At 55.9% G+C, this 21,065-nt stretch carries 17 protein-coding genes and 1 riboswitch; of the genes, 2 read left to right on the forward strand and 15 right to left on the reverse strand.

The window, feature by feature from the left end:
* Positions 1–41: 41 nt before the first annotated feature.
* The 12 genes from AAAH10_RS04195 to AAAH10_RS04250 all read right to left on the reverse strand — a co-directional run bounded on the left by AAAH10_RS04195 (position 42) and on the right by AAAH10_RS04250 (position 13,885).
* Positions 42–389, reverse strand: a complete 348-nt coding sequence (locus tag AAAH10_RS04195) for a MarR family winged helix-turn-helix transcriptional regulator (RefSeq protein WP_343560828.1) — start codon at positions 387–389, stop codon at positions 42–44.
* A 142-nt stretch (positions 390–531) separates the two neighbouring features.
* Positions 532–978: a universal stress protein gene (locus AAAH10_RS04200; protein WP_343560830.1), complete on the reverse strand. Its 447-nt coding sequence runs from the start codon at positions 976–978 to the stop codon at positions 532–534.
* A gap of 105 nt (positions 979–1,083) precedes the next feature.
* Positions 1,084–2,508, reverse strand: coding sequence for a leucyl aminopeptidase family protein (locus AAAH10_RS04205; protein ID WP_343560832.1), 1,425 nt, complete (start codon positions 2,506–2,508; stop codon positions 1,084–1,086).
* Positions 2,509–2,641: 133 nt separating this feature from the next.
* A complete protein-coding gene (locus tag AAAH10_RS04210; RefSeq protein WP_343560834.1) occupies positions 2,642–3,781 on the reverse strand; it encodes a TAXI family TRAP transporter solute-binding subunit in 1,140 nt (379 codons plus the stop codon).
* Between the two features lie 191 nt (positions 3,782–3,972).
* Positions 3,973–4,668 carry an energy-coupling factor ABC transporter ATP-binding protein gene (locus AAAH10_RS04215; RefSeq protein WP_343560836.1) on the reverse strand — a complete coding sequence of 232 codons (696 nt, stop codon included), beginning with the start codon at positions 4,666–4,668 and terminating at the stop codon, positions 3,973–3,975.
* A complete protein-coding gene (cbiQ, locus tag AAAH10_RS04220; protein ID WP_343560838.1) occupies positions 4,665–5,450 on the reverse strand; it encodes a cobalt ECF transporter T component CbiQ in 786 nt (261 codons plus the stop codon). Before cbiQ ends, AAAH10_RS04215 begins: the two co-directional genes overlap by 4 nt.
* Positions 5,451–5,479: 29 nt before the next feature.
* The gene (locus AAAH10_RS04225) at positions 5,480–6,082 is read right to left on the reverse strand and encodes a NikL family nickel/cobalt ECF transporter subunit (protein ID WP_343560840.1); all 603 of its coding nucleotides are present in this window, start codon (positions 6,080–6,082) and stop codon (positions 5,480–5,482) included.
* Complete coding sequence (gene cbiM / locus AAAH10_RS04230) at positions 6,066–6,866, reverse strand: cobalt transporter CbiM (RefSeq protein ID WP_343560842.1); 801 nt, start codon at positions 6,864–6,866, stop codon at positions 6,066–6,068. The genes AAAH10_RS04225 and cbiM overlap by 17 nt, the downstream gene beginning before the upstream one ends.
* Positions 6,867–6,929: 63 nt before the next feature.
* Complete coding sequence (locus tag AAAH10_RS04235; RefSeq protein ID WP_343560844.1) at positions 6,930–7,718, reverse strand: DUF4198 domain-containing protein; 789 nt, start codon at positions 7,716–7,718, stop codon at positions 6,930–6,932.
* Between the two features lie 218 nt (positions 7,719–7,936).
* Positions 7,937–8,158: riboswitch (cobalamin riboswitch) on the reverse strand.
* 103 nt (positions 8,159–8,261) lie between these two features.
* Positions 8,262–10,736 (reverse strand): GcvT family protein, encoded by a 2,475-nt coding sequence (locus tag AAAH10_RS04240; protein WP_343560847.1) that lies wholly within the window; start codon positions 10,734–10,736, stop codon positions 8,262–8,264.
* A 53-nt stretch (positions 10,737–10,789) separates the two neighbouring features.
* On the reverse strand, positions 10,790–12,382 hold the full coding sequence (locus AAAH10_RS04245) for a trimethylamine methyltransferase family protein (protein ID WP_343560849.1): 1,593 nt from the start codon (positions 12,380–12,382) through the stop codon (positions 10,790–10,792).
* 120 nt (positions 12,383–12,502) lie between these two features.
* Positions 12,503–13,885, reverse strand: a complete 1,383-nt coding sequence (locus tag AAAH10_RS04250; protein WP_343560851.1) for an MmgE/PrpD family protein — start codon at positions 13,883–13,885, stop codon at positions 12,503–12,505.
* Between the two features lie 174 nt (positions 13,886–14,059).
* Here AAAH10_RS04250 and AAAH10_RS04255 point away from each other — a divergent pair, with 174 nt between their 5' ends.
* On the forward strand, positions 14,060–14,953 hold the full coding sequence (locus AAAH10_RS04255; protein WP_343560853.1) for a LysR substrate-binding domain-containing protein: 894 nt from the start codon (positions 14,060–14,062) through the stop codon (positions 14,951–14,953).
* 123 nt (positions 14,954–15,076) lie between these two features.
* The gene (locus AAAH10_RS04260) at positions 15,077–15,649 is read left to right on the forward strand and encodes a TetR/AcrR family transcriptional regulator (RefSeq protein ID WP_343560855.1); all 573 of its coding nucleotides are present in this window, start codon (positions 15,077–15,079) and stop codon (positions 15,647–15,649) included.
* Between the two features lie 65 nt (positions 15,650–15,714).
* Here AAAH10_RS04260 and gyrB read toward each other — a convergent pair whose 3' ends face one another.
* The 3 genes from gyrB to dnaN form a co-directional block, all read right to left on the reverse strand.
* Positions 15,715–18,153, reverse strand: a complete 2,439-nt coding sequence (gene gyrB, locus AAAH10_RS04265; protein WP_343560857.1) for a DNA topoisomerase (ATP-hydrolyzing) subunit B — start codon at positions 18,151–18,153, stop codon at positions 15,715–15,717.
* A 271-nt stretch (positions 18,154–18,424) separates the two neighbouring features.
* Complete coding sequence (recF, locus tag AAAH10_RS04270; RefSeq protein ID WP_343560859.1) at positions 18,425–19,612, reverse strand: DNA replication/repair protein RecF; 1,188 nt, start codon at positions 19,610–19,612, stop codon at positions 18,425–18,427.
* Positions 19,613–19,713: 101 nt separating this feature from the next.
* Entirely contained in the window at positions 19,714–20,829 is a 1,116-nt protein-coding gene (dnaN, locus tag AAAH10_RS04275) for a DNA polymerase III subunit beta (RefSeq protein ID WP_343560861.1), read from the reverse strand.
* Positions 20,830–21,065 lie beyond the last annotated feature (236 nt).

Raw genomic sequence — 21,065 nt, forward strand, 5'->3', positions numbered from 1 at the left:
GGCTTCCTGCCTCGCTTTTTTGCTGTACAGGAATCGCCCCCTCAGTCCTGAAGCTTCTCGCTGGCATAGCTTTCGATCATGTCCCCGTAGGTTCGCAGGAACACCGAACCTGCAATCGTTCGCTGAACCAGAACAGAGCGGCGGTCGCTTTCATCTGTCTTCCGGCGGATGTAATCGTATCTGGTCAGGCGATCCAGTGCACGGGTCACAGCGGGCTTGGACATGTTCAGTTCTTCAGCAAGGCCGCGCACGGTATGGGGCGCCGGCGTCAGATAAACATGCATCAACAGGGCAAACTGGCGAGACGTCAGATCGGGAAAGTCTGCCTTGAGCGCTTCCACCATAACCCCGCGCCAGAGATCCAGCGCCTGTTTTGCGGTAATGTCCATGACAGCTTCATTCCTCGGTTTTGTCGAGGCCTCTCTGTTTCGCTTACGGAATGATTCTGCGCAAAAAACGACTCCAAGACAAGCAAAAAGAAAAGCCCGTCAGAAACGGGCTTTTTCAATTCACTGTTCAGGCCTGAGCCAATCAGCGAACGGTCACGCAGGTCACCTTGGAAAGGCTTGAAACCTTGTGGGACACAGAGCCCAGCAACAGGGATTCAAAATCGCCATGACCACGGCTGCCCATGACAACACAGTCCATCTTGTGGCCTTCTGCATAATCCACGATAGATCGTGCAGGCGGGCCAACCTTGACCTCGGTCTTGACGTTTTCCAGCCCGACACCCTTTGCAATGTCAGAGGCTTCCTCGAGGATTTCCTGGCTGTAGGTGTCCAGAACGTACTGGGCATCGTGGCCGGAAAGATGCTCGACTTCCATGAAACGCCGCAGGCCATCGTTCATCTTGACAGCCTTGGCAACAGTCAGAATGGTCAGTGCAGTTTCAAATTTCAGGGCAATTTCAGCTGCAATCTTCACAGCGCGCTTGCTGTGTTCGGAACCATCGACTGCACAAAGAACATTGGTAAACATTGATCCGTCTCCCGTTTTCAAGATTTCATGATGACGACCCTAGAGGACATCACTTTACAGAACATTGACAAAGCTCAATTTCCCGCTGTTATTCTTCCTCTTTTTTCAACTTTCCCCAACCATTTCCTCAACAAGTGCAAAAGCTGCACGAAGGCCAAGGGCCTCTCCTCCTTCCGGGCGTCCGGGACGGGAAGAGGCATTCCAGGCCATAATATCCAGATGGGCCCAGGGAATTTCATCCGGCACAAACTCGGCCAGATAGAGTGCTGCGGTAATGGCTCCGCCAAAACCACCGCCCGAGATGTTGTTGATATCGGCAACAGCGCTTTTCAGCAGCTTGCGATAAGGCCTGTGCAGCGGAAGCTGCCAGACCTCATCCTCCTCCTGTACGGAAAGTTCGCGAAGGCGATGTGCCAGATCCTCACTGTTGGAGAAAAGAGCAGGAAGATCAGCCCCCAAAGCCACCCGGGCCGCCCCTGTCAGGGTTGCAAAGTCCAGAATGACATCCGGATTTTCGGAAGCCGCCAGATCAAGGACATCGCAAAGAACCAGACGCCCCTCTGCATCGGTGTTGCCCACTTCGACTGTCATGCCCTTTCGCGTGTTGATCACATCACCCGGACGAAAGGCATTGCCGGCTACAGCGTTTTCAACAGCCGGGATCAAAACCCGCAAGCGACAGGACAGACCTGTTTCCATAATTGCGGACGCAAGCCCCAGAACATGGGCGGCTCCGCCCATATCCTTCTTCATCAGCAACATGTTTGACGCCGGTTTGAGGTCCAGACCACCGGTGTCGAAACAGACCCCCTTGCCAACCAGTGTGATCGCAGGACCGCTGCTCCCCCATTTCAGATCGACCAGACGCGGAGCACGGGTCGACGCCTTGCCCACCTCGTAGATCGCCGGGAAGTTTTGAGCGACCAGATCGTCACCGACGATTTCGCTGTAATCCGCACCATGACTGTCAGCCAGTGTTCTGGCCGCGGCGGCCAGCTCTTCCGGTCCCATGTCATTGGCGGGGGTGTTCACAAGGTCACGTGTCAGGAAAACAGCACGGGCCAAAGCCTCGACTCTCGGCTGATCGATGTCCTCCGGCCAAACCAGTCTGACAGTCTTTTTGTTCCCGTCCGGATCACCCGCCTTGTAGCGACTGAAGCGATAGCTCCCCAGGGCCCAGGCCAACGCAAAGCTTTCTGCTTCTTCCACGGAGAGATCACTGTCCAGAACATAGTCTCCCTCCGGCAGCTGGGTGGTCAGGCCTGCACAGCTCCAGAAACCGGCATCATCGCCCGTTCCAGCGAGAACCGCGGAAAGTCCCTCGCCAGCCTCCGGGCCAGAGGCAACATCCATCAGGGCTGCAGGCAGGAGGCAAACAGAGCCTTCAGCAGCAGTAAAGCCACAGGATCTGACCCAGGCCGCAACAGAAGCGGTTTGCAGCTCCAGCCAGCTTTCCAGTTCCTCCTTCCCGATCAGAACGAGGGAAATCACATTGTCATCACTGGATTCACAAAAAGGCAGGCTGTGCATGTCAGGTGTCCTGATTCAAAACAGCACAGTCTGCAGACCGTGCTTTGTTGTTCGCAAGGACTATACGGTATCAGCCAACAGGCTGAAATGAAAGTATTCTGTCGTTCGGGAAAGGGCAGAATGCTCCGCAGGATCAGTCGCGGGAATGCAGTTTTTTACCGCTGAGCAAACCGATTTCACTGTAGAAACGCAATGCGCCGGGGTGCAACGGGACAATCATGTCATCAATGGCCATTTCCACATCGATGGTCTCGTCCAGAACCCGTTCGTCCCCGATCTTCTCGACAGTGGTCTGGTGCCAGAGCGCCCGGGTGATCTCGTACACCAGTCTGGCATCAAGATCGGAACGGACAATCAGCTGCCCTGGCGTCCTGATCGTTTCGATCGGCGGAACACTGCTGTAGGTCCCGACAGGCAGGCGGTGATCGGAGAACGCGCGGTTGCTGTCGATCAGAGCCATCCTGACCGCTTCGGGAATTTGCAGCATGATCACCCGGTTGCTGGTCAGAAGCAGCTCTGCGAGCCTGGACGGTGCTGAATCGAACATCACAACAGCATCCAGTGATCCCTCATTGATGCTGAAATAGGCTTCTTCTGCTGTCATGAAGACCAGCTCGAGATCCTTCTCCTTCAGCTCCAGCTCCCCGAGCATCACATCAACCATCGGACGCATGCCGTCACCGGGCAAACCGATCGCCACCCGCTTGCCCCTGATGTCTTCCAGCTTGCGGACGTCACTCCCCACTCTCGCAAGGATCTGCAAATATTGCGGATAGAGATTGGCAATGGAGCGCATGGAGGTTCCGTAGACCGGTGTCAGGTCATTCTTTTTCCGGCGTACCGCATCATAGGCCACATCGGACCGCATCACCCCGGCTTCCAGCCGCCCTTCCTTCATGCGCTCAAAGGTCTGCAGGGAGCCTTCTGTTGATTGCGAGGTCGCGATCAGTCCCAGAACACCACAGCCTCCCCCCCTGTTGCAGGGACGGGAACCATAGGGCTTGCTGATTGCACTGGCGATAATGCGTCCCAGCTGGAAGGAACTGGAAACAGTGCTGCCTGTTCCCATCCGGAAAAAGGCGCTGCCTCCCTCGACAACGGGCTGCATGGCCATTGCCACTTCAAGCTCTTCTTCAAGGAAACGCTCTTCCCCCTTTTCCACCAGCGGCCTCTCTTCCTGCTCCTGTGCAGGGGAAGCTTCAGGCAAAAGCAGCGAGAACCCCAAAGCCAGGAAGGCTCCGGGAGCAAAAAGGGAACGCAAAAAATGTTGCAAGACGAACACCGGTTAATCAGCCAAATCAATCAAAAGAGAATGACGCTCACAAACCCTGTTTCCAACACCGTGTTTCGAATTCACAAACGCCTTTTTCAAAGGGCCTTCATGATACGCCTATAAAGGTTCAGAAAAAGTTTTTTTCTGGCGAAAAAGAGGCAAAATCCGAAATAAAACAGTTTTTTCTGTCTTTATGCGCCTTCAGCGCTTTCTTCCAGCACTCTGGACTGCTCTTCCCTGGGCGCAAGCACCCCGTCTTCCAGCACAACATGGCGAGTCGCAACCCGCTTGAGGAAATGATGGTTGTGGGAAATGATCAGAATGGCCTGTGGCAGGGATGTCAGGATATCAATCAGGTGCTGCTTGGTTTCCCGGTCCAGATCATTCGTCGGTTCGTCCAGCAGCAGAACATCCGGCTTGAGTGCCAGCACGGATGCGATGGCAACCAGTCGTTTCTGCCCGCCTGACAACTTGTGCGTGATCCGGTCCTTGAGATGATGCAGACGAAGCATGGAAAGCGTCTCATCGACAATCGCCTCCACCTCCTCGCGACTCTTGCCCTGATTCAGCGGACCAAAGGCAATGTCCTCGGAAACGGTCGGGGAAAAGAGCTGATCGTCCGGGTCCTGAAAGACAAAGCCCGCTTTGAGGCGAACATCATAAAAATCCCTTTCCTTCTCCCGAAGTGCGCCAAAGGCATGAACTTCGCCGGATGTCGGGCGCTCCAGCCCGGTGATCAGGCGCAGAAGAGTGCTCTTGCCTGCACCGTTGCTGCCAACAAGGGCTATGCGTTCTCCGGGATGAATGTCCAGGGACACACCTTTGAGAACCTCCACACCGTTCGGGTAGGAAAAGCTCAGATCCTTCAGGGAGATCAGTGCAGTCATGCCAGATACTCTCCCCAAAGAAGTCCGAGGGAAACCAGCCCCAGAAAGGCAGCCAGCACAAAATCGCGTGGCCTGGATTCAAAGGCGACAAGAACGTGAAAACGTCCGTCGAACCCGCGACATTTCATGGCTTCCATAATCCGGTCCGAGCGCTCAAGGGAACGCGCCAGCAGCATCCCGACCAGATAGCCGATGGTGCGCAGGGTGTGCAGATCTGTTCGCGCCCTGAAACCGCGGCACTTCATCGCCGTCCTCAGGGCCCTGTACTCCTGATAGAGCACATCAATGTAGCGCACGGTAAAGAGGAAGATATGCACCAGTTTCTCGGGCATTTTCAAATGGTGCAGGGCATGCCCGAGCGTTGAAGGTTCCATGGAGCCGACCATGGCAATCAGCATGAAAAGGATGCCATTGGCCTTCAGCCCGACTTCAGCAGCGCGCAAAAGCCCCTCTTTCGAAACGGGGAGGCCTGCAACCGTAAAAAGCGTCTCGCCTGCCATGGTAAACGGCAGCGTGAGAATCAGAACCAGAATGAAGGATTCAACAACCGCAATGTGCAGGAGCGTCTTCATCAGGGGCAGACGCGCCATCGCGGCACAGACCAGCGAAACAATGAAGGCTGCGATCAGCATCGGCAGACTGTGGAGAGCAGCAACAACAGCCGCGAAGGCAAAGGCACTGGCCACGCGCATGCGCGGATCAAAGGATCGCAGCTGCGGCAGAAAGCGGAAGCTGTCCACGCCTTCCTTTTCAGCCAGAATATTTGCCTGAACACCACCCATCTCAGTTCCTGCTCTCTCTCATTCGAAGCCTATGCTTTCCTGCGACTCATAAAAAAGGCCACAATACCGAAAATTCCAAGGATAAATCCAATTCCGCCCAGAATATCCTGCATGCGCTTTTCTTCCTTGAAGGCGGCAAGATCCTTGCGCAGGTTGCGAATTTCCCGCTCAAGGCCTTTCAAATTTGCCCCTGCCGCACCCGCTGCTACCGGTGCCGTGCTCGCAGGCTCCTGACTGCCGGATACGGAAGACGCGGCACCGCCATCCACTGCGGCCAGCCCCTCGGGCAGTTCATCCGCCTCAAGTGTCGCCTGCGCAATGTGCCCTGCGGACAGATCAGCGCGGAAAGACAAAGCCTGACGCGATGTTGGCCTGAAAGTAAAGAAGCCTTCTTCATCCGTCGTGGCCTCACCCAGCTTTTCACCGTTCTCGCCAAAGATCTCTACCAGGACGTTTTCAGCCATCTTGCCGTTCGAGAAGCCGATTTCACCCTCAACGATATCATCAACGGCATAAACAGAGGTAATGACCTTGTGCGCCATGGCTCCATTGATAGCAAAGACGGACAGCAAAAGACTGCCCAAAAGCGCACAAGCGATTTTCACAATTTTGTTTTCAAGAGCGCGCAACATGGAAGAGCTCCGGTTTTACCTTGTAAATCAATTGAATGGTCGAAGCGGTCAGCACACCTTCCAGCGCCATGACAGGGAAATGCGCAACGACGACAAACTCTGCAGCCTTCAGAAATTCATCACCCGACAGCGCCAGCGAGCCGGCCACCATCAGTGCTGTCAGCAGAATGGACAGCGATCCGCCAAAGAACCCCCACATCCCCGCTTCGCTCAGGGTTCCGCGATAGAACAGGAAAGCACCGAACAGCATCACCAGGGCAAAGGACAGGAGCGCAACAACATTCACCCAGAAGGACCAGCCAGTTTCCCCGGTCTGATAGCGAGCAAAAAGCTCTTCCCCGGCAAAGACACAGGCTGCAGCAAAGCCCAGCAGAAGAAGAACAGCACCACGGCGCGCCCAGTCACGGTTTTCAGGCAGCATGCCCCAGCGACAGAGATAGAAGACTGCCACAGCAGGCGCAGCAATGTTCAGCGCATTGACGCCCAGAACTGTCAGACCACCGAAACCGAAGAAGACAGCCTGAAGGACCAGCGCGACAAAGAGCGCAGGGAAGGCTGCCCACCCAAGCACGACCCCCAGAAGCCCGTTCAGGATCAGGTGAACAGAGGAAAATCCGAGAGGAACATGGATTAGCGAAGCCACAAAGAAGACAGCGGACAGAACCCCCACCCGCGGCAGATTTTCAGGCGTGACCTGTCGGAGACCGACGGCCAGACCACCGGCGGCCAGAACAGCTCCGCCAATCAGAACCGGGTTGGATAGTGCGCCATCAACAATATGCATAAGACTTCGACCTCTTGTAAGAACCGGGTGTCGGGCCCTGACCCGACACCCGTTCTGTCCGCATTACTTCAGTTCGTTTGCCTGGATCCAGATTACAGCATCCTGGGACAGTTCCTTGCCCTCGAATTCTGTATCAGGACCTGTTCCCAGAGCAGCAAAACCCCAGTGACCCGCTTTTGGCAGACCAAATGTAAAGGCGCCGGCGGCATCAGCACGGATAGAGAAAGCCGGTGTGCTTTCCCAGGCACCGTCCTTGGCGAAAGAGTTTGTTTCCAGGTTCGGCTCGAAGTTCATGTACTCGACCTCGATCTCGGCATAAGGGACAGGCTCGCCTTCAGAAAGAACAACACCGCTGAAGGTGCTGCCCGCAACAGCTGCATAAGGTGCAATCAGTGGAACGATCTCTGTTTTCAGGCCCTGTGGCTGATCCCAGTCTGTCGGCAGTTCACCAACGTTGACGTAGGACTTGGTGATCTGCTGGATATAGATGTCTTCGCTGCCTTCAAAGTAGGGAGCAGGCTGAACAACGAAAACGTTGTCGCCCAGACCTTTAAGACGAACAGTCGCTTCATAGGCTGTGTTCGTGTTTTCGGCAGACGTCCAGTCGATCACAGACAGTTTGTCCTTCAGATCGGTTTTCTTGCCTTTTTTGATCACGAAGAATTCTTCCGGCTCAACCATTTCCATAACATGGCCGGACTCAGCCGGGTGCGTGAAAGGCATTTTCAGTGTGATCTCGCCACCTTTTTCAAGCGCTGTCTCAGGGGTATAGACCAGCAGGAAGTGTGCAGAAGCCGGCACAGTTGAGAGCGCTGTAAAAGCAAAAAGGGAAGCAAGGAAAGTCTTTTTCATGGTTCGGATCCCGATGTGGTTTTGCCTGTGCATCAGACAAAAATCAGCACAAGCGTTTCAAAGTTGACGCTTGTCTTCTGAAACCGGGATCAGTCAGAGAGTCTGGCAGGCACAAACAAACACACCCGCCTGCAAAGCAGAAATCCAACGGCCTCAAAAAACAGGTTGAGGCACGTCACACAACGGAAACCGCTTTTCTGGATACCCCGTCCGGAAAAATCAGTGACGCTGTACGGGCAGGTTTCCTGGCTCAGGATCATCGCTGGCTGTTCGCCTTCCCTGCAAGACAGCCTTGCAAGTGGCCTTGTGAACAGTTGGCTCACCTTCACAGTTGCGGGGACAGCCCCGGCTTCGGATTCCCTGATGGGCAAATCCAACCGAGTTCCCTTTTAAGCTCAGGGCTGCTTCACCCCTGGAGCACCAGTACGGCGGCGATTTTTACACCTCCGGGTGGTGACTCGCAAGCCCTGATTCAAACCACACAACGAAAAAGGGACACTGTGTTTTCACAGCGTCCCTTTCCTCTCAATCTGCGCCTTTGCCTCAGCTTCTCAGGCGCTTGCCTTCAGCATCAAAGGGCGGTTTCTCCAGAACCGTCGCCTTGTGAGGCAGGCCAAGAACCGCCACATCCAGTTCGGTTCCGGGCTTGGACTGGTCAAGGTTCACATACCCCAGCGCCAGCGACATCCCGACAGAGTGCCCGTAGCCACCGGATGTGACACGTCCGACATGATTACCCTTGCTGTCAAAGATCGGCTCACCGCCAACCGCATCCGCATCATGCGGTGTCTCGACAGACATCAGAACAAGACGGTAACGGGCTTCCCTGCCCTGAAGCTCGGCAAAGGAGTCTCTGTTCAGGAACTCCTTGTCCATTTTGATCAGACCATCCAGACCGGATTCATGCGGCCAGTATTCTGTAGAATACTCCCGTCCCCAGGAACCATAGCCCTTCTCCATTCGCAGAGACAAAAGCGCCCGGCTTCCGACGGGACGGACACCCAGATCACCACCGCTTTCCAGAATCAGATCATAGAGCTTCACCTGATCCTCTTCCTTCATGTAGATCTCGTAACCCAGATCCCCTGTGAAGGACACCCGCAGGACCAGAACATCACAGCCCGCAATGGTCATCCTGCGCGACCGCATGAAGCGGAAAGCCTCGTTGCTGAAATCCTCCTGCGGAGCCAGTCGGGACATGATCTCCCGCGCATTCGGTCCGGCGAGGTTAAAGCCGCACAGGGCATCCGTCCTGCTTTCAAAGGAAACGGTGTCAGGGCGTGGAACAGCCTTGAAATAACGCTGATGATAGCGCTCTGCCATACCGGAACCGAACATCATGAAGTGATCATCGCCCAGTTTGGTGATGGTAAAGTCACCGGCAACCCCGCCCCGCTTGGACAGCAACGGTGTCAGGCAGGAACGCCCATCCACTGTGGGCACCCGGTTGGCCATCATCGCATTCAGCCAGTCTGCAGCCCCTGCACCCTTGATCTCGTATTTGGCAAAGTTGGAGATATCGATCAGACCCGCAGAGGCACGCAGGGCCTTACACTCCTCTCCCACCTTTTCATGCCAGGGCTGGCGGCGGAAGCCGTAGGTCTCCACAACATTCCCCTGCTCGTCCCGCGGCCAGCTCTCATCCGCAAACCACAGGGGATGTTCCCAGCCATAGTTCAGACCGAAGGCCGCGCCCAATGCCTTCTGACGCTCATAAAGCGGGCGCACGCGGGCGGGACGCCCTGCCGCACGTTCCTCGTAGGGATAGTGGATCTTGAAGCGGTGTGCATAGCGATCCAGCGTCCGGGCCTTGGTGAACTCCCTGTCTGCCCAGCTGCCGAAACGCGCAACATCCCAGACAAACATGTCCAGTTCGGGTTCGCCGTGAATGACCCATTGCGCCAGCATAAGTCCCAGACCACCCGACTGGGAGAAACCGGGAATAATACCGTTGCAGCAATAGTAGTTTTCCAGCTCCGGCACCGGCCCGTAAAGCGCTGCAGCATCCGGTGTCCAGATCATGGGGCCGTTGATCATCTTCTTGATGCCCGTGTGCTCCAGATCGGGGATACGGGTCATGGCGTTCATGATGTTGGGCATGATCCGGTCCAGATCATCCGGCAGCAACTCGTGGCCAAAATCCAGTGGCGTGCCCTTTTCCGCCCAGTATCGTCCGTCCTTCTCGTAGGCTCCAACCAGCAGCCCCTTGCCTTCCTGGCGCATGTAGTACTCGCCATCCCAGTCACTGACAGCAGGGATGCGCTTGTCACCAAGGGCTTCGATTTCAGGCATGGTCTCCGTGACCATGTACTGGTGCTCCATGGTCATGAGCGGCAGTTCATACCCGCCAAGCCCGGCAACCTCGCGCCCCCAGAGACCAGCTACATTGATCACCACCTGCGCATGAACCGTTCCGCGCGGCGTGACAACATCCCAGCTGCCATCCTCGCGCTGGACTGTCTCTGTCACCGGTGTGAAGCGGTGAACCTGCGCACCACGCTTGCGGGCGCCCAGTGCATAGGCATAGGTCACACCCGATGGATCAACATAGCCTGAATCAGGTTCGAAGAAGGCGCAACGCAGGCCTTCCGTGTTGATCAGGGGATTCATTTCCTTGAGCTCTTCCATGGACAGCTCGTTGAACACCACACCGAAAGCCTTTGCCTTCGCAGCCTGAATCCTCAACTGGTGTTCACGATCCTCTGTCTGGGCAACATAGATGTACCCGTTCTTCTGGAAACCAACGGACTGCCCGGTTTCCTCTTCCAGCTCCTCATAAAGCTTCATGGTGTAATACTGAAGCTTCGAGATATTGCTGTTGTCATGCAGGCCGTGAACAGAAGCCGCAGCATGCCATGTCGAGCCTGATGTCAGCTCGGAGCGTTCCAGCAGCATCACATCGGTCCAGCCCAGTTTGGCCAGGTGATAGAGGATGGAGCAGCCCACCAGACCACCACCGATCACAACAGCCTGAGCCGTGGGCTTCAAAGGTGTTGCAGCGTTATTCTTTTCATCCATGATTTCAGTCTTTCATTCGCTAGACGGTGCAGAGACAACCAGCCCGGGCAGGGTCAGGGCTCACCCAGTCCGATTTCCTCGACCCGTTTGGCCTTGTAGGCTTCCAGTTCCTCGACGACAGCCGGATCCAGTTCCGGCTCCTCATATTCATTCAGCGCCTGCTGCCAGACTTCGGTTGCCCGGCTCAGGGCATCCTTCGCACCATTTGCTTCCCAGTTCTCGTAGTTCTGCCAGTCCGAGAGAATGGGCTGATAAAAGGCATCCTGATAGCGGGCCATGGTGTGATCCGTACCAAAGAAATGACCACCCGGCTGAACAGAGGCAATGGCATCGAAGCCCAGCTCGTCCTCGGCAAAGTCCACCGGTGTCATGAACGCCATCATCTGCTGAAGGATTTCCACATCGAGAATCAGCTTTTCGTAAGAGGCCGTCAGCCCTCCTTCCAGCCATCCGGCAGAGTGATAGATGATGTTGGCTCCCCCCAGAACAGCTCCCCAGGTTGACATGCCCGTTTCATAGGCTGCCTGCAGATCCACAGCATTCGACGCATTGGCATTGGAGGTCCGGTAAGGGATACCGTAGCGCCGTGCCAGCTGCCCGCCAGCGATGTTCGCCTTGGCATTTTCCGGTGTGCCAAAGGCCGGAGCACCGGAGCGCATGTCCACATTGGAGGTAAAGGAGCCGTACATGACCGGCGCACCCGGATTGACCAGCTGTGTCAGGACAACACCAAAGAGCGCCTCGGCATTCTGCTGCGCCAGAGCCGCAGGCAGTGACACGGCCGTCATGGCTCCCATCAGAGTGAAGGGCGTGACGGAAACAGCCTGTCCGTTCCGGGCCATCGCGATCAGACCGTCGCTCATGGCCTCGTCCAGCAGGCGCGGAGAGTTCACGGAGATAATCGTGATCAGCCCCGGTTCCTCTTTCAGCTCTTCCGGTTTCTTGCCTCTGGTGATCGCCAGCATGTTGATGGCATCCATCACCCGCCCCTCGCCAATGGCTGTACAGTGAAAGGCAATATCGCTGTAACGCAGGTTCGCCATATAGGTGTCCATATGACGGGTGTTGGCTGGCAGCTCGATCGGCGCGACCACCTGATTGCCGATCAGATGGATCGCATTGAAGTGGTGTGCCAGCTTGATGAAGTTGCAGTAGTCGGTGTAGTTGCCCGAGCGGCGGCCATTGATGCAGTCATGAACATTCGGAGGCCCGGCAACCAGACCAAAGGTCATGTGATTCCCGCCCATGACAATCCGTTTTTCCGGATTGCGCGGGGTCAGTGTGAACTGCCCGGGAACCGTTTTGAGTGCTTCTTCGACAAGGCTTTCATCAATGCGGATAAAACCGGTGGAGCGATCAACAATGGCCCCCGCCTTTTCGAAAATGTCCATCACGGTTTCAGACATCACCTTGACGCCCAGCTCCGAGAGAACGCGCATGGAGGTTCTGTGGATGGCCTCTATGTGCTCATCCCGGAAAACCTTGAAGGGCTGGTAAGGATTGCGGACATCCTGCCATTTCAGTTGTGGAATGGAGCTTGCCGCCCCTGACGCACTGCCCCGACGTCCACCGCGGCGTCCGCCACGCCCGGAAGAGCGGGATGTGCGACCTTCGCTTTCAGGATTTGCGGTTGTTTCTTCAGACATCTTGCTGTCCCGGATTGTGAAGTTTTCATTGCCTCAAGGCTACCCACGACGGGAGGAGGAAGCACGAAAGGAAAACGCGCAAACCTCCATCGTTTTTCTTATGGGCCCATAAATAAAGCGCTAGCCTTCCAGAAGCCTCAACAGCTCTGCAACATGGCCCTGATCAAGGTTCATCACAGCATCGGCAATGGCCTCACTGCGTTCTGTGCCCAGATTCGGAGCAGAATAGTGCCTGTACTTTGCCAGCATTTCCTCATCAGAGAAGGGAGCATCCCCGTCCCCGCGCGTCCGCTTCTCGCCGGACGCCACCCGACTGCCGTCCCTGAAGTTCAGAGCAACTTCAGCCCAGCGCTGCTGAGGGAAGCGTTCGTTGAAACGGTCTTCATCCAGAAAGACCATTTTCCCGATCACAGAGCGGCAGGCCCGCGCCCAGTCACTTTGTCCGGCAGCCAGTTCCGACAAGCGCGATTCCGCAATGGCCTCCGGCCCGACCTTCCCCTCGAGCAGCATGACAGCAACAGGATAGGCCAGGGAATACTGCGATTGTTCCGGGGAAGCAGGGATCTCGTTAAAGAGTCGAATCCCCTCGTGGAACGACACAATCTCGATGGTCTCCAGCTCTTCCGGTCTGATCTCCCCCAGTTCCTGTCGCAGGGAAGAAGCCGCTTCAATGGCAGCGTGCGCCCAGCGACAGATCGGATAGGGTTTTACATACTGGTCCATGATCAGCCAGTGTTCCCCCAGATCGTCCCAGGTGTTCTGTACATCGGGAGCCTCGACCGTGATGGCCGGTGCCCCTCGGAATCCCTTGTCTGCCATCAGGGCTGCCGTCATTCCCGCAAGGGCGCCCCACGAAGACCCGTCGTGAAGCATGGTGGGGTGATCGATTTCACGCATCATCTGACTGCGCGGACCATGATATTCCGCAATGCCCAGGGCCTGACGCAACTTTTCGGCATCAAAACCCATAAAACGCGCAGCGACAGCCGCCACGCCAAGGGCATTCCAGGCCCCGGAAGTGTGATAGTCACTGACCGTTGCATGAAGGACTCTGCCAGCCCGACCGGCAATTTCATAGCCCATCACCATCGCACTCAGAAGATCGCGCCCTGTCATCTCCGGATAACGGTGGGCAAGCGCCAGAACAGTCGGGACAATCACAACGCCAATGTGCCCCTTTGTCAGGTTGTAGCCATCGTGCGCATCCAGATTGTCAATCTGGGTTGCCGCGGCAAAGAGGGCGCCGGGCAGACTGGCCCTGCGGTGATCAAACAGGATGGGAACGGCCTGATCATCAGGTGCGGCGTAGAGCTCGACGGCGGTGTCCCGGCCAATGACGCCGGCCCGCAGGTCAATCGCCCCGGCAGCCACCCCCAGCGTATCCAGCATCAGGCGTTTGGCCTGGTGCAAAACGTGATCCGGAACGGGGGTATCCCTGTCCAGAACAAAACGGTGAAATTTTTCAGATTGGTGCAGGGTTTTCACTGCAGCTTGACCGGACATTGAAGAGGTCTCCTGTTCGTTTGTTGCAGGAAGCCTAGGACATATTCTTTCCGTTGCCTCATAAGATTTTTGCTGATGAGACCTGTGCTTTCTTTATGGAATTTGAAAATAAGGCTGGCTCTCAAAGGATTTGTCTGCTGATATAAAACAGAAAGTTGAAGTTACCCTGTTGCCATGAAAAACCGTCCGCCTCTTAATTTCCTCCGTTCCTTCGAAGCCTCTGCCCGACATCTCAGCTTCACAGACGCGGCCAGAGAACTGAACTGTACGCAGGCGGCCATCAGCCAGCACATTCGATCTCTCGAAACCTCCATTGGACGCCCCCTCTTTGAACGGACTCCCAGAAGCCTGACCCTGACCGAAGTGGGTGAATCCTATCTGCCTGCCGTCAGGGATGCCCTGACCCGCATTGATCTGGCCACAGAAGCGATTCTTGCCCAACCGGGAAAACAGCGGGTTATCGTCTCCTGCCCGGTTACGCTGGCTGCCTTGTGGCTTACTCCGCTTCTGCATGAATTCAACCAGCTTCACCCGGACATCGAAGTCACAGTCCACGGAACCGTCTGGGGAGGCAGCGGACCGGAAATGTCCGATCTTCACATCCTTCTGGGCCGCAAAGACGTCGAGATTGACAAGAACAGCATGATCGTCAGTGACGAGCTTGCTCTGGTGTGCGCTCCTTCCCTTCTTGAAGGGGACAAACCTCTCGGGAAGCCGGAAGACATCCACAATCATACGCTGATTCACGTTCTGGGATACGCCGATCACTGGTCCCTCGTTGCCCGCACCCTGAATATCGGGGAACTGCATCAGGAAGGCGGCCTGAAAACCGATTCAACCACAATCGCCCTGGAATATGCAACAACAGGTGCAGGCCTCATTGTCACCCAGCGCATCCTTGCTCAACGTTACATTGAGCGCGGTCTTTTAATTGAACCCTTCCCCGTCAAACTGCATAGTAAGGTAGGTTATTACCTTCACAAGGACGCAAAGCTTCGCCTGCGCCCTGCCGCGAAGACCTTCCACAACTGGCTTATCGAACAAGGAAACAAGACACTCGGCGATTGAAGGCAACAATTGGAATCATCAAATCTCACCTATAAGTTAACGATGAATTCATGATTTGTTGTTAGTCAGTTTGCCCGCATCTGCTTAACTAGTAACTTGATTATGCAATAAGGTTTAAAAACAATGGGTCAATCTGGAGGAGCGCGTGTTCGACGCGCCTGGCTGGAAACAGGCTACAAGCTGCTGGTAGAGCGTGGTGCTGCAGGATTAAAGCTTCCCCTGCTGTGCGAAACGATGGGACTGACCAAGGGGAGTTTCTATCATCATTTCAACGGTCTGAGTGATTACAAGCTCGCCCTGGTCAAGGCCTGGGAAGAAGAGTTCACACTGGACGTATTCAATGCGGCATCGCAGAACGAGGATCCGGACCAGAGTCATTACGATATTACTCTCTTCTTCATGCAAAAAGACAAGGCCATTGATCACGCTGTCCGCACCTGGGCCATGACAGACAAGGTCGCGAAGGACCACCTGCACCGTATCGATAATCTGCGCATTGAATTGCTCGCCAAGCTCTTCGAGAAGTCCTCCGGACTTTCCAGCGAGGAAGCCAGGCTTTATGCATTCCTGCGCTATGCCTGCTTTTTGGGCGTCAACTGTCTCAATCCCAATATTGATGACGACAAGGCCCGGGAGATCGGCCGGATACACAGCCGCGCCATGCTGAATGACAGCAAGCTGGCAAAGGAAAACTGAAAGAGAAAAACCGCATCCTTCCGGGTGCGGTTTTTTTTGAATTGTCCGGTTTCAAACGGTCAGACTCAGATGTCCAGGTTGGTGACTTCCAGCGCACGGGACTGAATGAAGTCACGGCGCGGTTCGACCACATCGCCCATCAGGGTCGAGAAGAGGTCAGAAGCATCATTCACATCGGAAACCTTCACCTGCAGCAGGGCACGGGCATTCGGGTCCAGTGTCGTCTCCCACAGCTGGTCAGGGTTCATCTCGCCCAGCCCCTTGTAGCGGGAAACGGAAATCCCTTTCCGGCCAATCTCGAAAACGGCATTGGCCAGTGCGTTCGGGCCATTGATCGCGATTTCCTGCTCCTTGACCTGCAGGGTTGCAATCGCATCAAAAACACCCGACAGCTGGGCTGACATTGCATTGAGGCGACGCGCCTCACCGGTTCGCACCAGCTGCAAATCCAGCATCCGGCGCTCTGTCAGACCACGAAGCGTCCGTGTGAAGACCATGACCCCGTCCAGGGAATTTGCCTCTGCCGACCAGCCACGCTGGAGTTCGGGAAGACGCTCATCCATGCGCTGGGCAATGCGATCTGCCAGAGCCTGCGCCTGATCGGATTGCAGGGCTTCCTCGTTGAGAGCACCGGCCATCGCGGCCTGCTCGACAACCTCTGCACTGCCAACCCTGCGCACCATGACCTCTGTCAGGTTGCGCGCGGCAACACAGTCACGAACAAGCTGTTCGAGATCCCCGCTGGCATGCGGGCCGTCAGAAGCGTTGAGGACAGCGCCCTTGCAGCCGTTTTCAATCAGGTGTGTCTCCATCTCCGCATCACCTTTCAGATAGCGAATGGATTCACCCCGTTTGGCACGGTAGAGCGGCGGTTGCGCAATATAGAGATGACCCCGTTCAATCAGCTCGGGCATCTGGCGATAGAAGAAGGTCAGCAGCAGCGTACGGATGTGACTGCCGTCGACGTCCGCATCGGTCATGATGATGATCTTGTGATAGCGCAGCTTGTCGATATTGAACTCGTCACGTCCAATCCCGGTGCCAAGTGCTGTGATCAGCGTGCCGATCTCGGCAGAGGACAGCATCTTGTCAAAACGCGCGCGTTCAACGTTCAGGATTTTACCACGAAGGGGCAGAATCGCCTGGGTTCCACGATCACGTCCCTGCTTGGCAGAACCACCCGCGGAATCACCCTCGACAATAAAGAGTTCGGACAGGGCGGGATCACGCTCCTGACAGTCTGCCAGCTTGCCCGGCAGGGAGGAGATGTCCAGTGTTGATTTCCGGCGTGTCAGTTCCCGGGCCTTGCGGGCCGCCTCACGGGCAGCAGCAGCCTCGACAACCTTGCTCACAATGCGTTTGGCAACGTTCGGATTTTCCTCGAAAAACTGTCCGAGACGGTCATTCACAATGTTCTCGACAACCGGGCGGACCTCGGAGGAAACAAGCTTGTCCTTGGTCTGGCTGGAGAACTTCGGATCCGGAACCTTCACAGAGAGCACACAGGTCAGACCTTCACGGGCATCGTCACCGGAAAGGGAAACCTTCTCTTTCTTGAGCAGACCGGAAGAGGTCGCATAACCGTTCACCTGACGGGTCAGCGCAGCCCGGAAACCGGCAAGGTGTGTCCCGCCGTCACGCTGGGGAATGTTGTTGGTAAAACAGAGTGTGTTTTCGTGATAGCTGTCTGTCCACTGGAGCGAAAGCTCGACGGTGATACCGTCCTTTTCCGATCCCATGGTGATAACGTTGTCCAGAATGGAGGTCTTGTTGCGGTCCAGATACTCGACAAACGCCTGCAAGCCGCCTTCGTAGAACATCTCGACAACACGGGGTTCGGCGCTGCGATTGTCTGTCAGGGTCAGGCGAACACCGGAATTCAGGAAGGCCAGCTCACGCAGCCGGTGTTCCAGTGTGTCGAAGTCAAACTCGACCATCGTAAAGGTCTCGGGGGACGGCAGGAAGGTGACATGTGTTCCCTTCTGTCCGTTTGCAGGGCCCGCCACCTTGAGCGGAGCAACAGCCTCACCGTGCTCAAAACGCATGAAGTGTTCCTGATCATCGCGGAAAATGCGCAGATCAAGACGGATGGACAGGGCATTCACAACAGAAACACCAACACCGTGCAGACCACCGGAAACCTTGTAGGAGTTCTGGTCGAACTTGCCGCCGGCGTGAAGCTGGGTCATGATCACCTCGGCAGCAGACACGCCTTCCTCGGCGTGAATGTCGACAGGAATGCCGCGACCATTGTCGGTCACAGTGACAGAGCCATCCCCGTTGAGCACAACGGCAACGGTATCACAGTGACCCGCCAGGGCTTCGTCGATCGCATTGTCCACGACCTCATAAACCATGTGGTGAAGACCAGTGCCGTCATCCGTGTCGCCAATGTACATGCCCGGACGCTTGCGAACAGCTTCCAAACCACGCAGAACCTTAATGGATTCAGCGCCATAGTCAGCACCGCCCTCTGCTGTTGGCAGCTCACCTGTATCTGTCATGCATCTTCACTTTCTTTATTCTTTACGGGTCTTTTCTGAACACCGGAAGATCACCCGGAAATCCCTGTCGCGACAAACAGGCAATCACACTGCTTTTTCAGAGACTTAACCAATGTCACATCAAAAAGGCAAAGCATTCGGAAATCCATCGGATCATTTTGAAGCTTTCGCACCGAAATCACAATGTTTTCCTGCATAAAAAACCGATTTTCATGATGTTTTTTTGGTATGGGCCGGACCACCAGCGAACAGAAAAAATCTTCCCTTGCTGTCAGAAGGATATCTGCACGGATCCTGCCGTGACTTCAGCCCATTGGGCACGACTTCCCAGAGCCTCGAAATCGTTGCGGTCCGTGCCTGTCATCCAGGCCTGACACTTCAACTCCAGCAGGATCGCAAAAAGAGCTTCCCGGCGTTTGACATCCAGATGCGCGACAATCTCGTCCAGCAGCAAAAGGGGCGCCGCCCCCAGATCAAAAGCAACCATTCTGGCATGGGCGAGAATGAGGGAAACCAGAAGCGCCTTTTGTTCTCCGGTCGAACAGAACTGGGCCGGGGTGGACTTTTCCCGGTGCTGCACCAGCAGATCACTGCGATGCGGACCGACAGAGGCACCACCGCTTTGCCTGTCCCTTTCCCTTGATTGCTCCAGCGCTGCACGCAGCCGGTCTTCAGCCACGACGGCAGGTGCCTCGGACAGCCAGCCCTCTACAGCCCCCTCAAGACGGGCTGCAGCACTCGGAAAAGGTCCCTCAGGCTGTTCCCGCTGGATTTCATCCAGCCTTTCCACCATCTGCTGGCGTGCTGCTGTAATGGCCACACCGTGCCGCGCCATGGAATCCTCCAGAACAGTCAGCCATGTCGCATCACGCGAACCGCTCTTCAACAGGCGTGTGCGCTCCCTCATGGACTGCTCATAGGCCTGGGCATGCCCGGTGTGTTCCGGATCAAAGCTGATCACCAGGCGATCAAGAAACCGCCGCCGTCCGGACGCTGCATCGCGGAAAAGGCCGTCCATCTGCGGGGTTAGCCAGACAGCAGACACGACTTCCGACAAACTCTGCTGGGATCGTCTCAGATCTCCGTCAATCTTGATCAGGCGACGCTCTCGCGCTGCACCAATTTTCGCGGCATCGCGCGCTGTTCCAACCTCCCGCACGCCCAGCGGCGTCTCGACCTCGGCCGCAATGCCCCAGATATTTGGCGGGGACGCCGCCGATGCTTCCACCATCTCCCCGGCGAAATCCTGATAGACCAGATCAGAAAGAGGTGCGTTGCGCAGCCCGCGGCCGGGTGTGAGCAGGGAAACGGCCTCCAGCAGGTTTGTCTTGCCCGCCCCGTTGTTGCCAACCAGCACCAGCGGGCGCCCGTCAAGTTCCAGTACCGTGGAACGATGGTTCCGGAAAGCCGTCAAGGTCAGACGGGAAACCCAGAGACGATCATTGATCTCCATAGTCATCCTGCTTTCAGACCTTCAAACCTTTCCGGATCAAAAAACCTGCTGCTCGCAGAAGGGCAAGCAGCAGGCTCTTCTCTTTTCAAACCAGGGCGGCCGACAGCCTACACGCGCATCGGCATCAGAACATAGAGCGCTGCCTCTTCGGCAGAGTCCTGGACAATGGTGGGCGAAGCCGCATCAGCCATTGTGAAGATCGCTTCGTCCCCTTCAATCTGCTGTGCAATATCCAGCAGATAGCGGGAGTTGAAGCCGATATCCATTGCCGTGCCGTCGTAATCGACTTCCAGCTCCTCAACCGCGGAACCGTTCTCCGCCGAGGTGGCAGACAGTGTCAGCTGGTTGCCATCCACAGACAGCTTCACAGCCCGGCTCTTTTCAGAGGAAATCGTGGACACACGATCCACCGCAGAGGAGAAGACCTTGCAGTGCAGAACCAGACGCTTGTCATTACCGGACGGGATCACACGCTGATAATCCGGGAAGGTCCCGTCGATCAGCTTGGAACTCAGAACCGTGTTGCCAAAGGCAAAGCGGATTTTCGTATCCGAGAGCGACACCTCGACAATGGCATCGTGTTCATCAATCAGCTTGCGCAGTTCATTGACAGTCTTGCGGGGAATAATGACACCCGGCATGTCTTCCGCACCATCGGGAAGAGCCATTTCAAAGCGCGCCAGACGGTGGCCGTCTGTCGCAACAGCGCGAAGGACCTTCTTGCTGTCCACCTCTGTGGCATGCAGATAGATTCCGTTCAGATAATAGCGGGTTTCCTCGGTCGAAATCGCAAAACGCGTGCGATCAATGATGCTCTTGAAATCATCGACCTGCACACCGAAGACCTGAGGTAAATCCTGAATGCCGGCCGCGGGGAAGTCTTCCTGCGGCAGCGTCTGGAGCTTGAAGGTGGAGCGTCCGGCCTTGATGGTCATCTGTCCGGCATCCTGCGCATCAATTTCGACGTCGGAACCATCGGGCAGCTTGCGCACAATGTCATAGAGCGTGTGGGCCGGCGCGGTTACCGCAGCGGCAGAGGAAACAACGGCCTCAACAGAATCAACAATGGTCAGATCCATGTCCGTCGCGGTCAGGGACAGACGACCATCCCCGGCTTCCATCAGCACGTTGGACAGAATGGGAATGGTATTCCGACGTTCAACAACAGACTGAACGTGGGCCAGTGTTTTCAAGAGTGCGGAGCGTTCAATAGTAAGCTTCATAGACCTGACTGAGTCCGTGTTTGGTGTATCGCGTATAATGATCAACAGCTTTACAGGGAACCAAGGTCAGAGCAAGCGTTTTGCCACTCGAATCAAGGACTTTTGTCCCTTTTCCCCGTTCTGTTGCCCCATCCGGCATGAAGCCTTCCAATGGGGTCAGCAGTATAGCCTCTCAAAACCATATGGAAAAGAGTTGTTATCAGAAAAGATTAACCATTTTCAGGCACCAGTCCCCG

Origin of the sequence: Carbonatibacter coralli (assembly GCF_039592655.1) — a bacterium.
In the GTDB taxonomy this organism is placed as follows: domain Bacteria; phylum Pseudomonadota; class Alphaproteobacteria; order Kiloniellales; family Kiloniellaceae; genus Carbonatibacter; species Carbonatibacter coralli.

Coding starts and splice junctions, on each gene's coding strand:
- AAAH10_RS04195 (WP_343560828.1), bottom strand. CDS start 389: ATGGACATTACCGCAAAACAGGCGCTGGATCTCTGGCGCGGGGTTATG.
- AAAH10_RS04200 (WP_343560830.1), bottom strand. CDS start 978: ATGTTTACCAATGTTCTTTGTGCAGTCGATGGTTCCGAACACAGCAAG.
- AAAH10_RS04205 (WP_343560832.1), bottom strand. CDS start 2,508: ATGCACAGCCTGCCTTTTTGTGAATCCAGTGATGACAATGTGATTTCC.
- AAAH10_RS04215 (WP_343560836.1), bottom strand. CDS start 4,668: ATGACTGCACTGATCTCCCTGAAGGATCTGAGCTTTTCCTACCCGAAC.
- cbiQ (WP_343560838.1), bottom strand. CDS start 5,450: ATGGGTGGTGTTCAGGCAAATATTCTGGCTGAAAAGGAAGGCGTGGAC.
- AAAH10_RS04225 (WP_343560840.1), bottom strand. CDS start 6,082: ATGTTGCGCGCTCTTGAAAACAAAATTGTGAAAATCGCTTGTGCGCTT.
- cbiM (WP_343560842.1), bottom strand. CDS start 6,866: ATGCATATTGTTGATGGCGCACTATCCAACCCGGTTCTGATTGGCGGA.
- AAAH10_RS04235 (WP_343560844.1), bottom strand. CDS start 7,718: ATGAAAAAGACTTTCCTTGCTTCCCTTTTTGCTTTTACAGCGCTCTCA.
- AAAH10_RS04240 (WP_343560847.1), bottom strand. CDS start 10,736: ATGGATGAAAAGAATAACGCTGCAACACCTTTGAAGCCCACGGCTCAG.
- AAAH10_RS04245 (WP_343560849.1), bottom strand. CDS start 12,382: ATGTCTGAAGAAACAACCGCAAATCCTGAAAGCGAAGGTCGCACATCC.
- AAAH10_RS04250 (WP_343560851.1), bottom strand. CDS start 13,885: ATGTCCGGTCAAGCTGCAGTGAAAACCCTGCACCAATCTGAAAAATTT.
- AAAH10_RS04255 (WP_343560853.1), top strand. CDS start 14,060: ATGAAAAACCGTCCGCCTCTTAATTTCCTCCGTTCCTTCGAAGCCTCT.
- AAAH10_RS04260 (WP_343560855.1), top strand. CDS start 15,077: ATGGGTCAATCTGGAGGAGCGCGTGTTCGACGCGCCTGGCTGGAAACA.
- gyrB (WP_343560857.1), bottom strand. CDS start 18,153: ATGACAGATACAGGTGAGCTGCCAACAGCAGAGGGCGGTGCTGACTAT.
- recF (WP_343560859.1), bottom strand. CDS start 19,612: ATGACTATGGAGATCAATGATCGTCTCTGGGTTTCCCGTCTGACCTTG.
- dnaN (WP_343560861.1), bottom strand. CDS start 20,829: ATGAAGCTTACTATTGAACGCTCCGCACTCTTGAAAACACTGGCCCAC.